The following is a 17,706-nucleotide window of genomic DNA, read 5'->3' on the forward strand; positions in this document are numbered from 1 at the left end:
GAATGGGTCGGAAAGTCGAAGGGTCGGAGGACCTGATGCGTCAAGTACGTCAACGCGGGCCGCGGCCCGCCGTCGGGCCGTCACGACCTGACCGGCCGCGGATCCGGCCGGCCCGGGCCGGCCGGCCTGCTCACGACGTGCCGGTGGGGCCTGACCGGCCCGCCGCACTTCGCCTGCGTCCACCGCTCGGGCGGGTCCTCCGCGAGCGCCCGCTCCCGGGCGTAGGCCCTCAGCAGGTGGTCCAGGTGGTAGCGGCCGCCGCCGCAGGCCCGCACCAGGTGTGCGTCGGCCAGTGCTTCCAGAACGGCTTCGGCCGCCGACGGCGCGCAGTCGAGCAGCGCCGCCAGCGCGGTGGCGTCCACGTCCTCCGCACCCACCGCGCCGAGCAGCCGCAGCACCGCCGCCGGATCGGGCAGCCCGGGCGGCAGCTGCGCGTCCTCGCCCAGCGCGCGGTAGCCGACCTCCAGGCCGGCCCGCACCCCGAGGTCGCCGATCCTCAGCTCGTCCAGCAGTCGGGGCGCTCCCGCCAGCCGCCGGGCCAGCGTGTCGAGGTCCCAGTGCGGCCGTCCCAGGTAGCGGGCCCCGACGATGCGCACCGCCAGCGGCAGGCCCGAGCAGTACTGCACCACCGCCCGGGCGGCGCGCGGCTCCGCCTCCGGCTGCCGGCGGCCGACGATCGAGCCGAGCAGGTCCAGCGAGGCCGCCTCGTCCAATGCGGAGAGGGTGACGATGTGGGCGCCGTCCAGGTCGGCCAGCCGGTCGCGGCTGGTGACGAGCGTCCGGCTGTCCGGACAGCCGGGGACCAGCGGGCGCACCTGCGCGGCGCTCCGCGCGTCCTCCAGCACCACCAGCACCCGGCGGTCGGCCGTGATCGAGCGGTAGAGCAGGGCGGCCTGCTCCTCGGTGGCCGGCACCTCCGCCTCGGGCACTCCGAGGTCCACCAGGAACCGGCCGAGCACCTCGATCGGCTCCACCGGGTGGTCCCGCCCGCCCAGGTCGGCGTAGAGCTGGCCGTTCCCGAAGCGCTCCCGCACGGCGTGGGCCACGTGCAGGGCCAACGCGCTCTTGCCGACCCCGCCGGCGCCGGTGACCACGGTGACCGTGGCGGCGCCGCCCGGCAGGGCGTCGGCGGTGAGCCGCCGCGCCAGGTCCGCGTGCTCGCCGTCCCGGCCGACCAACACGTCTATTCGGGCAGGCAGTTGGGCGGGCCGGGGGCGGCGCCCGATCCACGGCGGCGGGCCGTCGGCCGTGGAGCCGCCGCCCTCGCCGCCCAGCAGGTCGTCCGCGGCCAGGATCCGGCGCTGCATCTCGCGCAGCTCACTGCCCGGCTCCGCCCCGAGCTGGTCGATCAGCGCGGCCCGGGTCAGCTGGAACTGGCTCAGCGCCTCCGACTGCCGGCCGGCCCGGAACAGCGCGAGCATCAGCCGGCTGACCAGCGCCTCGCGCAGCGGGCTCTCCTGGACCTCGCGCCACAGCTCGGGCAGGATCTCGTTGTGCCGGCGCAGCGCGAGGTCGGCGTCCAGGCGCGACTCCAGGGTCTGCAGGCGCAGTTCCTGCAGGTAGCGGCCCTCCACGTCCCGCAGGCCGCGCGAGGGGATGTCCACCAGCGGGTCGCCGCGCCACAGCGCCAGCGCCGCCGCGTACTCGACCGAGGCGCGTTCCAGCTCGCCCGCCCGCACGTGCGCGGCGGCCCGGCTGCGGTGCGCGGTGAAGCGGCCGAGGTCGGTCTCGTCCTCGGCCAGGTCGATCAGGTACCCCGGCGCCTGGGTCCGGATCCGCCGCCCGGCGACCGCCCCCAGGACCTGACGGAGCCTCATCACGTAGGTGCGCACGGTCGCGGACGCGCTCGGGGGCGGTCCGCCGTCCCAGACCGCCGCCGCGATCCGGTCCACCGACACCACGTGGTTGGCGTTGATCAGCAGGAGCGCGAGTACCACCCGCTGGCGCGGTGCCGACACCGCACACTCACGCCCGTCCACCTGGACGGAAAGCGGTCCGAGCATCCTGAACTGCACGAGTGGCCTCGTTTCCTGGCACAGGGAAATAGCCCCGCCCGAAGCGGCGACCGGACTCCCCCGACGGTCGCGCTCAGTATCAACGGGATGACTCAAGTGAATGTATGGGGGCGCTCTATCGTCCACAACCGCTTCTCGGGATGGCCGGCCGCAGATCACCGAAACGAGCCAATTCTGACTGATCGTGAGGAGTCGGGTTTGCGGTGATCCACCGTCAGCCATGCATGACAAGTCGGCACTCGATCACGACCGGCCCTCCTGAGCTGGCTTGACATCCGTTCATCACACCCGCTGCTCGCTCCTCGCGGCACGCCGCCTCGCCGCGTCCGCGCCGCCACTCCCACCGGAAGGACCCCCGGCATGACACTCCCCGAGACCCTCGACAGCCTCTGGTGCCGGCGCTTCGAGCCGGCACCGGCCGGCGCCCACCGACTGGTCTGCTTCCCCCACGCCGGGGGATCCGCGGCGTTCTTCCGTCCCCTCGCCACCGCGCTGAGCCTGCGGGCCGAGGTCGTCGCGGTGCAGTACCCCGGGCGTCAGGACCGTCGCACGGAGCCGGTCATCGACGACATAGGACGCCTCGCGGAGGAGATCGCGACGGCCCTCGACCCGTGGAGCGACGCCCCGTTGACCCTGTTCGGCCACAGCATGGGGGCCCTGGTCGCGTTCGAGGTCGCGCTGCGCCTGGAACGGGCCGGCCGCCCGCCCGCCCGGCTCCTCGTCAGTGGCCGCTCCGCCCCGACCGCGCCCGCCGGGGTGCCGATCGATCCCACCGACGAGGAACTCGTCGCCGACATCAAGAGGTTGAACGGCACGGATGCCTGGATGCTGGCGGATCCGGAGCTGCTGGAGATGATCCTGCCCGCCGTCCGCGGCGACTACCGCGCGGTCGCCGGCTACCGGGGCAGTCCGGACGCCGTCCTCTCCTCGCCGATCAGCGCGCTGCTCGGCGACAGCGACCCCCGCGCCGCGGTCGACGAGGTCCGCCGCTGGTCCGCCCACACCTCGGGCGAGTTCGACCTCACCCTCTTCCCCGGCGGCCACTTCTACCTGGTCGACCGGGCCGCCGAGGTCATCGACCTGCTCAGCACCCGCCTGGGATAGGGCGCGCCCGGGATCTGCGCGCCCGGGATCGGCGCGCACCGTCCGAGGCCCGCAACGCGTTGTCCGCGAGCCCGGCCGGCGCGGCCGGCAGCGGCCAGGCGGGCACCGCCCGAGGTGCATCGCCCGAGGTGCACCGCCCGTGGCGGCGCCGGGGTCAGCCGGTCGCGCTGCCCGGCGTCGGCACGGGCCGCGAGTCGAGGCCGGGCTCGGCGGCGAACCGGAGGGTCTCCGCCAGGTACGAGTGCTCGCTCTCGCACCACTGCCGCGCCTCGGCCGGGGTGGTGAAGCGCGGCGGCTCGTACCAGGGGCCCGCGGCGGTGAGCGGCGGGCGCCGGCGCTGCGGGGTGAGCAGGCGGGCCGCCGCCTCCGCGTGGTGCAGGTACCAGGAGCGGAGGCGTTCCCGGGCGGCGGCGCGGTCGGCGGGGCCGGTTTCGGCGGTGGCGCGTTCGGCGGCGTAGCAGCGCAGCAGGTCGTGGAGGCGGTAGCGGTCCGGGCCGGCGGGGTTGAGCAGGTGGGCGGCGGCGAGGTGTTCGAGTACCGGTCTGGTCGCGGCGGTGGCCGCGCCGGAGAGTGCGGCGGCCGCGGCCGTGCTGACGCAGTTGCCGGGGGCCAGGCCGAGGAGTCGGAAGAGCCGCTGAGCGGCGGGTTGCAGGGCGCGGTAGGAGAGGTCGAAGGCGACCCGGACGGCGGAGGTGGCGTCGCCGTCGATCTGGAGCGCGGTGAAGCGGTCCTCCGCGTCGCGCAGTTCGGCGGCGTGCTCCACCAGGGTGCGGTGGGGTCGTTCCGCGAGGCGGCCCGCGGCGATGCCGAGGGCGAGCGGCAGGTGGCCGCAGGCGGCGGCGAGTTCGGCGGCGGCGCGGGGTTCGGCGCGGGTGCGGTCGGCGCCGGTGATCCGGGCGAGCAGTTCGACGGCGTCGGGCTGGGGCAGGACGTCGAGCACCAGCCGCCGGGCGCCGTCGCAGGCGGTGAGCCCGGCCAGCCCGTCCCGACCGGTCACCAGGGCCAGCGAGCCCGCCGAGCCGGGCAGCAGCGGGCGGACCTGTTCGGCGTTGCGGGCGTTGTCGAGCAGTACCAGGACCCTGCGGTCGGCGAGCAGCGACCGGTACAGGGCGGCGCTCTCGTCGACGGTGCCGGGTATCCGCTCGCGATCGGTGCCGAGGGCCCGCAGGAAGCGGGCCAGCGCCTCGCCCGGGGCCAGCGGCGGGCCGAAGGCGAACCCGCGCAGGTTGACGTGGAGCTGACCGTCGGGGAAGCGCTCGCGGACCTGGTGGGCCCAGTGCACGGCGAGGGCGGTCTTGCCCGTCCCGGCGCCGCCGGTCACCACGCCGATGCCGGCGGCGCCGACCGAGCCGGCCGATCCGGCCGGGTCGGCGAGGCCGTCCAGGGCGCCGAGTTCCGCCCTCCGCCCGACGAAGGTGGCCAGCGCGGGCGGCAGTTGGGCGGGCCTGGGCACCTGCTGCCGGGTGCGGGGCGGGCGGGCGGCCGGGGCGGGCCCGTCCTTCAGCAACTCCTGGTGCAGGAGCTGGAGCTCCGGCCCGGGGTCGAGGCCCAGTTCGTCAGCCAGCTGTCGCGCGAACCGGCGGTAGGCGGCGAGTCCGTCGGCCTGCCGGCCAGCCCGGTGCAGGGCCCGGACGAGCTGCGTCACGAGGCGGTCCCGGAGCGGGTGTTCGGCGACCAGCGCGGTCAGCTCCGGGACGGTCTGCCGGTGCCGGCCGAGTTCGGCCTCCAGGTCCAGGCAGTTCTCCCAGGCGGTGAGCCGCAGTTCGTTCAGTGCCACCGAGCCGGCGGCCACCAGGCTGCCGGACAGCCCGTCCAGCACCGGGCCGCGCCACAGGCCGAGTGCCGATCGGAACTCCTCGACGGCTGCCGCGGGTTCGCCGTGCTCGGCCAGTCGGCGCGCCACCGACACCCGGTGGGCGAAGGTCAGGGCGTCCACCTGGTGGCCGTTCGGTGCGATCCGGTAGCCGGGGCCGTCGGTGAGCAGCACCGGCGGCCCGTCCTGGGCGGCGGCGAGCTTGCGCCGCAGCAGCCCGGCGAGGTTCCGTACCTGGCGGTGGGCCGTGGCCGGCGGTTCGTCGCCCCAGACCGCGTCGACCAGGCGGGCCACCGGGACGACGGCCCCGGCGTTCAGCAGCAGGGTGCCGAGCATCCGCTCCTGCTTGGCCCCTTCCGTCCGGGCCCGTCTCCCGTCGTCGGTCCACACCTCCAGTGGCCCCAGAATCCTGAACTCCATGCGTCCCTCCCGTGGTTGGCCGACGTCGAGCCGACCCGGATACCTTCGAAGCTCGTGACCACTCAATGACGGACTCGTGTCAACTTTGTGCATCCGGTTGGGAGTCTTCTCCCACCGGCCCCGCTGGGGCCGGCTCCCCCACACTCAAGGAGCAGCTGGATGAAGCGCATGAAGCAGGCCGCAGCCCTGGCCGTCGCACTCGGCCTGGCCCTCGTCCCCCTCTCGGCAAGCACCGCGCAGGCCGCCGGGCCGGCCACCCACAAGGGAATGACCTGGAAGGTGCTCGCGTCGGGCCCTGACGGGACCGTCCAGGTCGGCGGCCCGGCGCACTCGACGCCGAGCGACCCGTACAACGGCGACACCCTCCCGTCCGTCTCGCTGCCGGTCCTCTGCATCACCGTGGACGGCAGCCCGGCGCCGGACGGCATCAGCATCGGCTTCTACAACGGTTGGTCCGGCGGCACCGTCGCGCTCAGCCAGCCGGTGAAGGGTTCGCGGCTGAACAGCCAGGCCGCCGCGAACAGCGTCTGCCAGGCGGCCTTCGGCACCGGCTGGCGCCAGGCCGAGTTCCACGACGGCCGCTACGGCCCGAACCTGGACTACGTCGGCGGGTGGAGCTTCTGGGCGTACGGCAACATCGCCCCCAACGCCCGCTTCTGGACCGCCATCAACGACCAGCAGGCCAACCCCTGGAACTGACGGCGGCGCGGTGGTGACGGCCGGGCGGGGCGGCGAGTAGTCCGCCCGGCCGAACCGCCTCCTCCTCTGGTTCCGGACCGGAGCCCTCGGGGCACGGCGCGAGGGCTCCGGTACGAGCGGCCCGGTCACCCTCGGACAGCCGGGCCGTCCGGCGTTCGGGGTCCTCGGCGTTGCGGGAGGCGGGGCGGGGGTCTCGTCGGTCGGCGGGTACTCCGGGGTGAGGGGCGCGTGGCATGGGGCAGGAACTCCTCTGCCGGGAGGGCGTCATGGGTGCGGGGCGGACCCCCCTTCAGGGGCGGCACCGGGACAGACCTTCCCATCCGGCGGCGACCGGTGACATCCCAGGTTTGCGGGAGGCGCGACGACCTCCTCCCTGTGGTAGGGAGACGGCCTGTTGCGGACCGCTCCACAGCATTTCCCCAGGCCGGCGACCTGGGGCCTTCGTGCTGTCCGGGCTCGCACCGGGTTCCGGGTCGGGGCGGGGCGGTGGCGAGACGAGGACGGGGGCGGGGGCGGGGGCGGTCGGGCGGGGGCGTCAGGCCGGTGGGCGGCCGAGTCCGGCGGTGTACGGGGCCGCGAGAAGTGCGACGAGTTCGCGGCGGCTGCGCACGCCGGTCTTGGTGAAGGCCGACTTCAGGTGGTCCTGGACGGTGGCCGGGCTCAGGAAGAGCCGGTGGGCTATGTCCCTGGTGCTCAGGCCCCGTACCGCCTGCAGGACCACCTCCTGCTCGCGGGGGGAGAACCGGTGCGCCAGCAGGGACAGCGGGATGACGTCGACCGGGCTCGCGGGCTGGGCGACCAGGGCGACGCTGCCCCGCGGGCACTGGTCGAGCAGCGAGGCGCGGACGGTGAGCCACTGGCCGCTGGGGCGGCGCAGCCGGGTCCAGGCGTGGGCGCCCGCGTTCGCGGAGGTCGCGTGGGTGCGAGCCCGCTCGGCGAGGTAGACCAGTGCCGTCGGTACTCCGGCGGGGCGGTACTGCGACTCGGCGAGCTCCTCGAACAGTTGCCGGGCCCCGGAGTCCGCGGAGGCGAGCTGACCGGTGGGGCCGATGACGGCGACCCCGAGCCAGTACGGTCCGTCCAGCGGGTCCGCTCGGACGTCCTGCCCGTCGGGGGTGCCTGCGGTGGGCAGTGCGTAGTCGCGCAGGGTGGCGGCCACGACCCGGGCGGCCCGTTCGGCCAGTCTCTGCTCGCTCGCGCCGAAGGGTGCCGATCCGGCCTCGCGCATCAGTGCGGCGGCTCCCCACCGCCCGCCGCCGACATCGAAGTTCATCCGCAGCTCGTCGCCCAGTCCGTTCTCGGCGAGCAGCTCCCGGTAGCGCACGCTGCGTTCGGGTCGGCCCCCGGTGGCCCGGTGGACGGTCTCCACGACGCGGCCGGCGGCCCGGATGTCGGCGAACCGGGTGGTGTCGTCGGACCACATCTCCAACCAGATGGCGTGCTCGAAGGCGGTCGGCTGCAGGCCGTCGGCAACGGTGGAGGTCAGGAAGCCGGTGACCGGATCGGCCCCGTGCAGGCAGCCCGCCTCGGACCCGAGGGTGGGTCCGAGGACGGTGAGGAGCTGCCGGAAGAACTGCTCCAACGGAAGCTTCGCCGCCGCCAGATCGTCGATCTCTCCCATCATGCGGCGTTCCCTGGCACGGAATGATGTCATCTCCTCACCATAGGGCCGAGGTTGGCGGGCCCCCCGCGAACCTGGGATGTTGCCGGTCATCACCGACCGGGAAGGTCCGCCCTGACGGTGACCGGCGAACAGGTTGTTTGATGGATCATCACCTCCGATCGGAGGAAGCGCAGTTGATGGACACCAGGTAGCCCGGCCTCCGGACGCCGGGTGACGTCGGAACGGACGGCCGCCTCCGGCCGGGACGGCCGCCCGTTCCGACGTCAGGGCCGCTTGCGGACCAGGGTGATGCCGTCGGCGACGGTCAGCAGGGAGATGTCCACCCGTTCGTCGGCGTACAGGGCGGCGTTCAGTTCGCGGACGCCCGCGGTGTCCGGGTCCTGTGCAGCCGGGTCCGCGACCCGACCGAAGAACAGCGTGTTGTCCACCACCAGCAGGCCGCCGGGCCGCAACAGGGCGAACGATCCCTCGTAGTAGCGGGGGTAGTCGGCCTTGTCCGCGTCGATGAAGACGAGGTCGAAGGATTCCGGTCCGCGCTCCGCCGTCAGCTTGGCCAGGGTCTCCACCGCGTCGCCGATCCGCAGCTCGATCCGGTCGGCGACCTCGGCCTGCTCCCAGTACCCGGCCCCGATGGCGGGCCAGCGCTCGGTGAGGTCGCAGGTCACCAGCTCCCCGCCGGGCGGCAGGGCGCGGGCCATGCAGAGTGTGCTGTACCCGGTGAACGTGCCGATCTCCAGGATCGACCGGGCCCCGGTCAGCGCGACCAGCAGCGCCAGCAGCTGCCCCTCCTCGGCCATCACCTGCATGGCCTCGCCGGCCGGTAGGGCGGCGGTCTCGGCCCGAAGTCCCGCCAGCAGCTCGTCGTCCCTGAGTGAGGTCCCCCTGATGTAGTCGAGCAGTTCCTGCGTGGGTGTCACCTGTTGGGCCATGGGACTCCTTGTCGGGTGCGCGTCCGGGTCCGGACGCCGGTCGGCGGGGTGCGGCGGGCTCGGCGGGCCCGGCGGGCCCGGCGGGGTGTGCAGCGGGAAGGGCGGGCGGGTGCTATGCCCCGCGGCGACTCGCCGACGTCCGCCCGAGCACCGAGCGGAGCCGGTGGCCGACCGGGTCGAGTCCGGCGGTGGCGGCCAGTTCCAGCGCGGACCTCAGGTTGGCCTGCTCGGCGCGCCACCAGTCCTCGGCGTCGGGGTGGCAGTCGGGGGCGGGCGCCCAGGGGACGAAGGACGGGCCGAAGAACGGGCCGCGGACCGGGCCCGTGTCGTCGTGGCCGGTGGCCGGGCCGAGCTTCTCCTCGGCCATCCGCAGGTAGCAGGCGAGTAGCCGGCGCAGTGTCTCGGCACGGCGCTCGGGCGGGTCCTCCGCCTCGGCCCGCTCCCTCGCGTAGGCGCGCAGCAGATCGTCGAGATGGTAGCGGCCGCAGCCGCGGGCGTGCAGCAGGTGGGCGTCGGCGAGGGTCTCCAAGACGGCTTCCGCCGTGTCGACCTGGCAGTCCAGCAGGACGGCCGCGATGCGGGCGTCGGTGTGCTCGGCCCCGACGGCGCCCAGCATCCGGAAGGCGGCGGCGGGGTCGGGTAAGGACGGCAGCCGAGGGGCGTCGCGCTGCAGGGTCCGGTAGTCGCGTTCCAGGCCGATCCGGACGCCGAGGTCGCCGACCCGCAGTTCGTCCAGCAGGCGGGCGGAGCGGGCCAGCCGGGCGGCGAGCCGGCCGAGGTCCCAGTGCGGGCGGCCCAGGTAGCGGGCGCCGACGATGCGGACGGCGAGCGGGAGGCCCGCACACCGCCGGACGACGGAACGGGCGGCCTGCGGCTCGGCCTCGACGCGCCGATGGCCGACGATCGAGCCGAGGAGTTCCAGGGAGGCGGGTTCGTCCAGGGGTTCGAGGAGGATGGTGTGGGCTCCGTCCAGGTCGGCGAGCCGGTCGCGGCTGGTGACGATCACCCGGCCGGCCCGGCCACCGGGGAGCAGCGGCCGGACCTGCGCCGCACCGCGTGCGTCGTCGAGGACCACCAGGACCCGGCGGTCGGCGGTGAGCGAGCGGTACAGCAGGGCGGCCTGGTCCGGGTCTGCGGGGATCGCCTCGGCGGCGACCCCGAGGTCGGTCAGGAAGCGGGCGAGCACCTCGCCGGGCTCGGCGGGATTCTCGGTGCCGCCGAGGTCGGCGTAGAGCTGCCCGTGGCCGAACCGGTCCCGGACACCGTGCGCGACGCGGAGCGCGAGCACGCTCTTGCCGATACCGCCGCTGCCGGTGACCACGGTGACCGCGGCGGTCGGCAACTCGGCCAGCAGCCGGTTGGCGAGTTCGCGTTCCTTCGTGCTCCGGCCGACCAGTTCGGGCGGGCCGGCCGGCAGTTGGGCGGGGCGGGGCCGGCGCGGCTCGCCGGGGTACGGGCCGGGGCGCTGCGGCTCCGGCCCGGCGGTGTCGGCCTTCGGGGCCTCGGTACCCGCGGAGTCGTCGGCGGCCAGGATGCGCCGTTGCATCTCCCGTAGTTCCGGGCCGGGTTCGGCGCCGAGCTGGTCGATCAGCGCGGTGCGGGTCAGCTGGAACAGGGCGAGCGCCTCGGACTGTCGGCCGGCCCGGAACAACGCCAGCATCAGTCTGCTGACGAGGGCTTCGCGCAGCGGGCTCTCCTGGACCTCGCGCCACAGCTCGGGCATGATCTCGGCGTGCCGGCCGAGCGCGAGGTCGACGTCCAGCCGTGATTCCACGGTCTGCAGGCGTAGTTCGTGCAGGTAGCGGCCCTCGACCTCGCGCAGCGTGCGGGAGGGGATGTCGACCAGTGGTTCCCCGCGCCACAGCTCCAGGGCGGCGGAGTACTCCGCCGAGGCCGGTTCCAGCTCGCCGGCCCGGATGTGGGCGGCGGCCCGCGCGCGGTGGGCGGTGAAGCGTCCGAGGTCGGTCTCGTCCTCGTCCAGCTCGATCCGGTAGCCGGGGGCCCTGGTGAGGATCCGTCTGCCGGCCTGACCGCCGAGGACCTGGCGGAGCCTCATCACGTACGTGCGGACGGTGGCCGCGGCGCTCGGCGGCCGGCCGCCGTCCCATACCGCCGCGGCGATCCGGTCCACCGACACCACGCGGTTGGCGTTGATCAGAAGCAGGGCGAGCACCACCCTCTGCCGGGGCGCGGGCACCTCACGCTCCCCTCCGTCCACCCGGACGGACAGCGGGCCGAGCATACCGAACTGCACAGACGGCCTCGATTCATGGCGGCAGAACAGGGCGACGGGATCAGGCCTGCCGAGCAGGCGACGCACAGCCTTCCTCTTCGCTCGTCGTCCTGCGGGTCGATCCGCAGGCTGCGACGGGCGGCGCGCGGGCGGCGGGTCCGAACCGCTCTGCAGCGGGGCGAGTTCGTTGACGTCGACGAGCCGGGTCTCCCCCAGGGCTCCCGTGCGGTCGGGCGCCGCGCTGTCGGCCGTGGCGGCCGGATTCCGGACCGTGGAGTTCCCGGCGCCGGGGCGCGCCTGGGCGACGACCACGGACACCTGCCCGTGGGCACTGTGCAGGGTGTCCGCGAAGATCTCGTCGAACTCCCCGATCCGCGCGGGGTCCCTTGCTTGAGCCACTCCTGCTGCTGCGCCGACGGCCCGGTGGGGACGTCCGGCTTCAGGGTCCGGACGGCCGCCGACACCGCCACATCCGGGTCGGTGCGGCCTTCGACCAGGTGCTGGCCGTCCGCCGTGACCTCGGAGGTGGTGCCGTTCGCGAGAGCCGTCCGGCCTGTCGGACGTTCCCAGGGTGCGCAACCGGCTCCGGACGATCTGCGAGCCGGTGCGGAACGGGCGGGCTGCCGGGAGCGTGACACCGCCCCCCGACCGGGCGAGCAGCGCCTTCCCCTCGATGCCGCCGGCAACCTCTGCTCCGGGCAGGCCGGGCGAGGGCACCCCCGGTAACGAGTACAGCGCCACCACGGGGACCGTGATCGGCTTGCGGCGCCGCACCCGGTCACCGTGCGGGCCCTGACCGGGCGGCCATGGCCGTCCCGTTGTACCGCCGTCGCCGGGCGGACCTTCGTGGCCCTTCACGCCGTTTCGGCCTGCCGCGCCGTCGCAGCCGCCGAGCCGGTGGCGCGCGGGATCCCGGCGGCCGGCGCCCCCCGGCGAAGCGACATCACTCACCGCACCCCCTTCCGGTAACGCCGCGACTCCCGCTACCAGAACCGCTCGGAACCTCGCGCCCCGGGCGGCCCGGGCGGAGCGCGACCCGAGGCGCCGCGACCCGGTGGCCGCCGTTCCGCCCGCGCGCCATTCGGACACCAGTAATTCGTGCAGAGTCGACACCGGCGACCTGCCGACGGAGCATACTTCCCACATCGTGGAACCCCCCTCCACTCTCGAAAACCACCGGCCCCAACAGGCCCGGCACGTTCTAGAGATGCGCCCCCCGCACTTTCATCCCGCTGCGTTATCAAATCGTTACTTTCTGCACGACGCGAACACCCTGCAAGCACCACCGGAAGCACGCACCAAAGGGTCGCCCGCATGCGCACCATTCATCCGCGCAGGAGCCCGGGGAGATGAACGCATGATGCGGAGGCTTCCCGGTGGGCGATCTACGGGCCCGCCCCGGACGTCAAGGCCGCTCCGGCATGCTCGCCCCTCGCGTACGAACCACGACGGTCTGTACGACCGGCGGGAGGCTCGCGCAGGGTTGCGGCTTCCGTAGCGTCATGTGGTCAGGTGGAGCCGTCCTCATTCGTTCGCGAAAGGCCCTCCGCCGATGCCCACGTCGTTCTTCGTTTCACGTCAAGCCAAGATCGGTGACGTCGCGGCCCTCGTAGGCACGACACCGCGAGCGATCCGGCACTACCACGACATGGGCCTGATCTCCGAGCCCGGGCGGGGCAGCGACGGCCGTCGGCGCTACGGCTTCCAGGACGTGGTCCGCCTCCTGTGGATCCGGAAAATGGCCGAAGCGGGAATCACCCTGGACGACATCCGTGACGCCTTCACCGACACCGCGACTGCGGCCGAGACCGGCGAGAGCGAGGGGGGCGGCATAGAGGCCGCCCTGGCCCGGCTGGAGGAGGACCTTGCCGCCCGGGCGGCAGAACTCGCCCGCCAGCAGGCCCGCGTACAGCGGATGCGTGCCGAAGGCAGCCGGATGGGCCTGCTCTCCGAGGCGGTCACCGGTCGCTTGAAGAACCTTCCCGAGGGCTCGCTGCGCCAGGACGATCTGGACACGCTACTCGTCACCGAGCGGATCTTCGGCCCGCTCGGCGCGGCCGTGCAGGCATCCCGGTTCATGGCGCTGGCCGCCCACCCCGAGCTCCGGGCCGAGTCCGACCGCGTGGACGCTGCCGAGGAAGCACTCGACGACACCGTCGCCGTCGACGACCCACGTGTTGCCGAGACGGCCGCTCGGCGCCACGCGTTCGAGAAGACCCTGATGACGGTGATCGAGGAGTCAGGGATCGAGGAGGAGGAAGCAGCCCTCCTCGACGCCCTGGACGCCGCTCACCCGGAGGCCGCCGAGGACACTGCGGCAACGGAGGCCGAGGAGGGCGGCATGAGCGTGTTCGAGGCCGCCACCAGGTTGCCTCACGGCTTCTCCCCGGCCCGGGTGCGCTGCGCGGAACTGGCCCAGCAACTCGCCGACCGCGACTGAGCCGGTCCGCCGGAAGTCCCGCGCGGAGAAGGTCCCCGGATCCCGGTCACCTTCCGGGCGACCTCGGAGCACGTGACCCGCCCGTACCGCCCTAGGGGTTTCCGTCGCCCGGCAGTTGACGCTCCCAGTGCCGACCGGTACCGACCGGTGCACTCGCAGGTGGCTCTGGGGGGTGCTCGGGTCCACGGTTGTAGGGTCGGTGCCCATGATGCTGAAGAGGTGGACTTCCCGTGTCCTTCTGATCGACGAGCGTGATCGTCTCCTTCTGCTCTGTGGCCGGGACCCCCGCAGGCCGGGCGCGCAGTGGTGGTTCACCGTCGGCGGCGGGGTGGAGGACGGGGAGGACTACGCCCAGGCCGCGGTGCGCGAGGTACGGGAGGAGACGGCGCTGTCCCTGCCCGTCGAGCGGCTGAGTACGGTCGTCTGGACACGGCAGTCGCTCCTGACCGTCGACGGGCAGCGCTTCGACCAGTACGAGGAGTACCGCCTGGCCCGCGTCACTGCCGCCGAGGCGTGCACGGTCAGGATCGACACGACCGAGGCGTGCTACGGGTACCGCTGGTGGGCTGCCGAGGAACTGGGAGCCACCTCCGAGACGGTCCGTCCCAAAGGAATGGCCTCCCACCTGACCAGGCTGTTGACGGCAGTCGGCGGGCCCCACCCGGAGCCCGTGCTGCACCTGGGAGACTTCGACGAGGACACCGACCCCGAGTAGGCAGCACCACCCAGGGGGTCGGGTCGTCGGGCACCCGCGTCTCGGCGATGCAGGCCGCGGCGCAGCGCACCCGTCGTGACCGAAACCGGGCGAGCCTGCGATGCCGCCGGGCCGCGCGGGCCTGCGGTCAGGCCGGGAGGCGGTTTCGGTGGGACATGCGGCGGGCCTTGGCCAGCAGGGCGAGGATCCGCGGGGCGACCTGGTAGGCCTTGTCGACCGGCGTCGGGAAAGCCAGCCGGACGTCGGTGTGGGTCTGCGGGTACTCCAGGCGGAGCGTGAGGCCGTACCGGTCCAGTGCGAGCGGCAGGGTGCGGGTCAGTCCCGCGGCCGGGGTGACGAGGCGCAGCAGGAGCGGGACGAGTTCGGAGTGGTCGTCGACCAGGTGGGTGAGCAGGCCGGCCTCGCACTGGGCGAGCGGGTCGGGCACGGCCTTGTGGAGGGCGTCCAGTGGGACATAGGTGCGGCCGTCGGCGTTCTCGATCACGGCCTGCCCGAACTCCACGCACGTGCTCTCCGCGGTGGCGTCGTACGGCTCGGCCAGCAGGCCGGTGACGGTCACCCGGGTGCGCACGCGGTCCCGTACCGGAGTGGGGGCGACGTCGGTGAACTCCATCCGGACCGGGATCCGCCCTGCGGGGCCGGGCGAGCTCGGGGGCACGGGGTCGTGGAGGTGGATGCGGCCGATGACCGCGGCACCGTCGAGGCTGCGGACCTCCTGCGCGACACCGTCGCTGATGACGGTCATGGAGTGCGCGGTGGTCAGGACGGACAGCGTGCGTTCGGCGCTGGAAGGCCGCTGGGCAGCGGTGGGGAACATGGGCAGCCTCGATCTCCCGGGCAGGTGCTGGCGGATACAGCCAAGCAAAGTTTAGGTAAGGCTACCCTAACTTTCCTTGGGCCCCCAGGGGGCGGGCGACACGTCCCTCCCTCCGACACAACGCGGGCCTGGCCGGCAGCCAACAAACCCGCTCACGATGCGGCACCCGGCCGTCGAAAGCCTCCAACCGGGCATCGAGGCCACGTTCACGGCAGCGCTCCTCGAAGTGCCCCGCCACCTCCGCGACTCCGCACGCCGGAATGAGACCACCCCGCCGCCACCCCGGAACTCAGACGGACGCGTCTCGCCACCGCGACCGGGAACCCGCACTCCCGGATCCGGGTCGACGCCGGCGGCAGGGGGCCCGACGAGCTGCGCGGCGAACCCGCCGGGGCCGGGAGAACGGGCTCGTGTGCACGGGTGGAGGGACTCGAACCCCCGGCCTGCCGCTTTGGAGACGGCTGCTCATCCGGTTGAGCTGCACCCGCTCAGCCAGGCCGGACTACCGTGGACGTGATCCGGTACGGCGGTCCCTCCCGTCCTGGCGGGGCGGCAGTGACTACCGTGGACGAAGAGGCCGAACTCCTCCCCACGTGGGGAGGCCGCAGGTCTGACAGGAGCCGGTTGTGAACGACCTCGGTGACGGCAAGGCCTCCAGCGGTGTGCGCGGGTATGCGTTCGCGGGTCGCGAACGCGAGATGCGGGCACTGCTGGGCGCGGTGTCCGGGAAACGCCCGGCGGTGGTCCTGGTGGAGGGCGAGGCGGGGATCGGCAAGTCGCGGCTGGTCGCGGAGGCGTCCGCGGTGCTGGGCACCGAGGGCCTGCGGGTACTGGTGGGCGGCTGCCATCCGCTGCGTGAACCACTGGCCTACGGGCCGGTGGTCGACGCACTGCGCCGGGTCGGAGCGTGGCTGCCGTCCGTGGAGCGGCTGGACGTGTCGGCGGGGGCGCTGGCGCCGCTGCTGCCCGACCTGGCCGGCGCGCTGCCTCCCCCGCCGCCGCCGGCACCGCCGGATTCCCCCGGGTCGAGCGGGCAGCGGTCCCGGGTGGCGTCGGGGGTACGGACGCTGCTGGAGGCGGTGGCTCCGACCGTGCTGGTGGTCGAAGACGTCCACTGGGCGGACGAGGCGACCCGGGAACTCCTTCTCCTGCTCGCACGGGACATGCCCGCCGACACCGCGCTGGTACTGACCTACCGGGCGGAGGACCTACCGGTCGGCCGGCCGGTGCTGGGTGCCGCGTTCCGCCGTCCGCCGGGCACGGGCGGGGCCGAGATCCGGCTCGGCCCACTCGGCGAACCGGAACTGCGGGCCATGGCGCGGGACGTACTCGGCGACCGGCCGAAGCCTGCCCTGGTGCGCGCCCTTCTGCAGCGGAGCGGGGGTCTGCCGCTGGTGATCGAGGAGGACCTGGTCACCCTCGCCGCCGTGCCGCGCGGCACGGACCTGACGGTACTACGGGTGCCGCGAAGCCTGAGCGAGGTGCTGGCCGAACGCAGGGCCCGGCTGGGCCCGGACGCCGCCGCGCTGGTGAACGCTGCGGCGGTCCTGGCGGTCCCGGCCGGACAGTCGCTGCTGGCCGACGCGGCGGGCCTGGACGGGGACCGGGGCGAGGCGGCCCTGCTGGAGGCCCTGGGCGGGGCGGTGCTGCGGCAGGTGGGCCCGGACTCCTACGGGTTCGGGCACGCCCTCGCCCAGGAGGCCGTCTACGGCGCAATCCCCGGTCCGGTACGCAACCGGGCCCACCGGCGGATCCTTCAGGTGCTGCTGTCCCAGGAGCCGCCACCACTCGTGCAGATCGCCCACCACTCCCGCGCCCTGGGCGACCTGGTTGCCTGGCTGCCCCGCGCCCAGGCAGCCGCCGACCAGGCCACCGCGGTCGGCGACCACGGCACCGCCGCCGCCCTGCTGGGCGAGATCCTCGACCAGCCCGGCCTCACCTCCGAACAGCTCACCCGCGCGGCCCTGGCCATGGCCGTGGCCGCGCACTTCCGTACGGATCGCACCGCCTCCGTGGCGGCGCTGCGCCGGATCATGCTGCTGCCCGGCCTGCCCACTGCGGCTCGCGGCCAGATGCGATCGGCCGTCGCGATGGCGCTGATGTACCAGGAGGGTGATCCGGGGGGCGAGGAGGAGATGCTGACCGCCCTGTCCGAGGTGGAGGAGAGCGACCCGGTCTCCACGGCCAGGATGCTCGGCCTGCTGGGTGTTTCCAGGACCGGCCGGTTCTCACTCGCCGAACAGCGGGCCATGGTCGAACGCGGATTCGCCCTGCCGGCGGCCGGCGAGGACCACTACGCGCAGATGCTGCTCCACCTCGCCAGGTTCGGCCAGCAGTGCGTGGCCGCCGATCCCGCCGCCGCCGAGCTGGTGGCGATGCTGCCCCGCGAGAGTGACGACGTGCAGATGCTCCAGGGCACGGCGATCTTCCTCACGGCCAGTGTCGGGGGCGCTCTCCCCGTCGGCCACGACCGGTCGGCCGCGCAGGCCCTCGCCGAGGCGACCGCATTGGTGGCGCGCACCAACATGCAGACGCTGGACCTGCATCTTCACACCTTCCGCGTCGTGCTCGACTGGCAGGCCGGGCGCTGGAACGAGGCCGAACGGGGCCTGGAATCCTTCCACGAGCGTTATCCGGATCGTCCGCTGGACGCGGGTGGGCTGCTGGGGACCGTCCGCGGTCTCGTCGCCGCCGCCCGTGGCCGCACGGCGCAGGCCGCCGACGCCTTCGAACAGGTCCTCCTCCGCGAGGGCGTCCACCTGGACTCGCTCGGCGCCGCCGCCGGCGCCGCCCGCCTCCACCTCAACCGCGACGACCCCCAGGCCGCCTGGCGGGCTCTGACCGACCCGCACGACTTCCTCGCCTTCCTCGACCGCAAGGAAGCCTGGGCCCACGCC

At 73.9% G+C, this 17,706-nt stretch carries 11 protein-coding genes and 1 tRNA gene; 5 read left to right on the forward strand and 7 right to left on the reverse strand.

Annotation, left to right across the window (positions count from 1 at the left end; all coding sequences use genetic code 11):
• Positions 1-80: 80 nt before the first annotated feature.
• Positions 81-2,015 carry an AfsR/SARP family transcriptional regulator gene (locus PUR61_RS02760; protein WP_329875223.1) on the reverse strand — a complete coding sequence of 645 codons (1,935 nt, stop codon included), beginning with the start codon at positions 2,013-2,015 and terminating at the stop codon, positions 81-83.
• A 360-nt stretch (positions 2,016-2,375) separates the two neighbouring features.
• Between PUR61_RS02760 and PUR61_RS02765 the strand changes: the two genes are divergently transcribed.
• Positions 2,376-3,119: a thioesterase II family protein gene (locus PUR61_RS02765; RefSeq protein WP_329875225.1), complete on the forward strand. Its 744-nt coding sequence runs from the start codon at positions 2,376-2,378 to the stop codon at positions 3,117-3,119.
• A gap of 154 nt (positions 3,120-3,273) precedes the next feature.
• On the opposite strand, the gene PUR61_RS02770 is transcribed toward PUR61_RS02765, so the two are convergent.
• Positions 3,274-5,352 carry an AfsR/SARP family transcriptional regulator gene (locus tag PUR61_RS02770; RefSeq protein ID WP_329875227.1) on the reverse strand — a complete coding sequence of 693 codons (2,079 nt, stop codon included), beginning with the start codon at positions 5,350-5,352 and terminating at the stop codon, positions 3,274-3,276.
• Positions 5,353-5,511: 159 nt separating this feature from the next.
• Here PUR61_RS02770 and PUR61_RS02775 point away from each other — a divergent pair, with 159 nt between their 5' ends.
• The gene (locus tag PUR61_RS02775; protein ID WP_329875229.1) at positions 5,512-6,051 is read left to right on the forward strand and encodes a hypothetical protein; all 540 of its coding nucleotides are present in this window, start codon (positions 5,512-5,514) and stop codon (positions 6,049-6,051) included.
• 535 nt (positions 6,052-6,586) lie between these two features.
• On the opposite strand, the gene PUR61_RS02780 is transcribed toward PUR61_RS02775, so the two are convergent.
• The 3 genes from PUR61_RS02780 to PUR61_RS02790 form a co-directional block, all read right to left on the reverse strand.
• Complete coding sequence (locus PUR61_RS02780; RefSeq protein ID WP_329875231.1) at positions 6,587-7,705, reverse strand: helix-turn-helix transcriptional regulator; 1,119 nt, start codon at positions 7,703-7,705, stop codon at positions 6,587-6,589.
• Between the two features lie 233 nt (positions 7,706-7,938).
• The gene (locus tag PUR61_RS02785; RefSeq protein ID WP_329875233.1) at positions 7,939-8,604 is read right to left on the reverse strand and encodes an O-methyltransferase; all 666 of its coding nucleotides are present in this window, start codon (positions 8,602-8,604) and stop codon (positions 7,939-7,941) included.
• Between the two features lie 112 nt (positions 8,605-8,716).
• Positions 8,717-11,236 (reverse strand): AfsR/SARP family transcriptional regulator, encoded by a 2,520-nt coding sequence (locus PUR61_RS02790; RefSeq protein ID WP_329875235.1) that lies wholly within the window; start codon positions 11,234-11,236, stop codon positions 8,717-8,719.
• Positions 11,237-12,389: 1,153 nt separating this feature from the next.
• Here PUR61_RS02790 and PUR61_RS02795 point away from each other — a divergent pair.
• Positions 12,390-13,277, forward strand: a complete 888-nt coding sequence (locus PUR61_RS02795; RefSeq protein ID WP_329875237.1) for a MerR family transcriptional regulator — start codon at positions 12,390-12,392, stop codon at positions 13,275-13,277.
• Between the two features lie 205 nt (positions 13,278-13,482).
• Positions 13,483-13,992, forward strand: coding sequence for an NUDIX hydrolase (locus PUR61_RS02800; RefSeq protein WP_329875239.1), 510 nt, complete (start codon positions 13,483-13,485; stop codon positions 13,990-13,992).
• 127 nt (positions 13,993-14,119) lie between these two features.
• Here PUR61_RS02800 and PUR61_RS02805 read toward each other — a convergent pair whose 3' ends face one another.
• Positions 14,120-14,809 (reverse strand): DUF2470 domain-containing protein, encoded by a 690-nt coding sequence (locus tag PUR61_RS02805; RefSeq protein ID WP_329875241.1) that lies wholly within the window; start codon positions 14,807-14,809, stop codon positions 14,120-14,122.
• Between the two features lie 415 nt (positions 14,810-15,224).
• Positions 15,225-15,297, reverse strand: a tRNA-Trp gene (locus tag PUR61_RS02810).
• Between the two features lie 138 nt (positions 15,298-15,435).
• On the opposite strand from PUR61_RS02810, the gene PUR61_RS02815 reads away from it, so the two are divergent.
• Positions 15,436-17,706, forward strand: a 2,271-nt coding sequence (locus PUR61_RS02815) for an ATP-binding protein (RefSeq protein WP_329875243.1), incomplete at its 3' end; no start/stop codon positions are given.

Origin of the sequence: Streptomyces sp. BE20 (genome assembly GCF_036322525.1) — a bacterium.
Taxonomy (GTDB): Bacteria; Actinomycetota; Actinomycetes; order Streptomycetales; family Streptomycetaceae; genus Kitasatospora.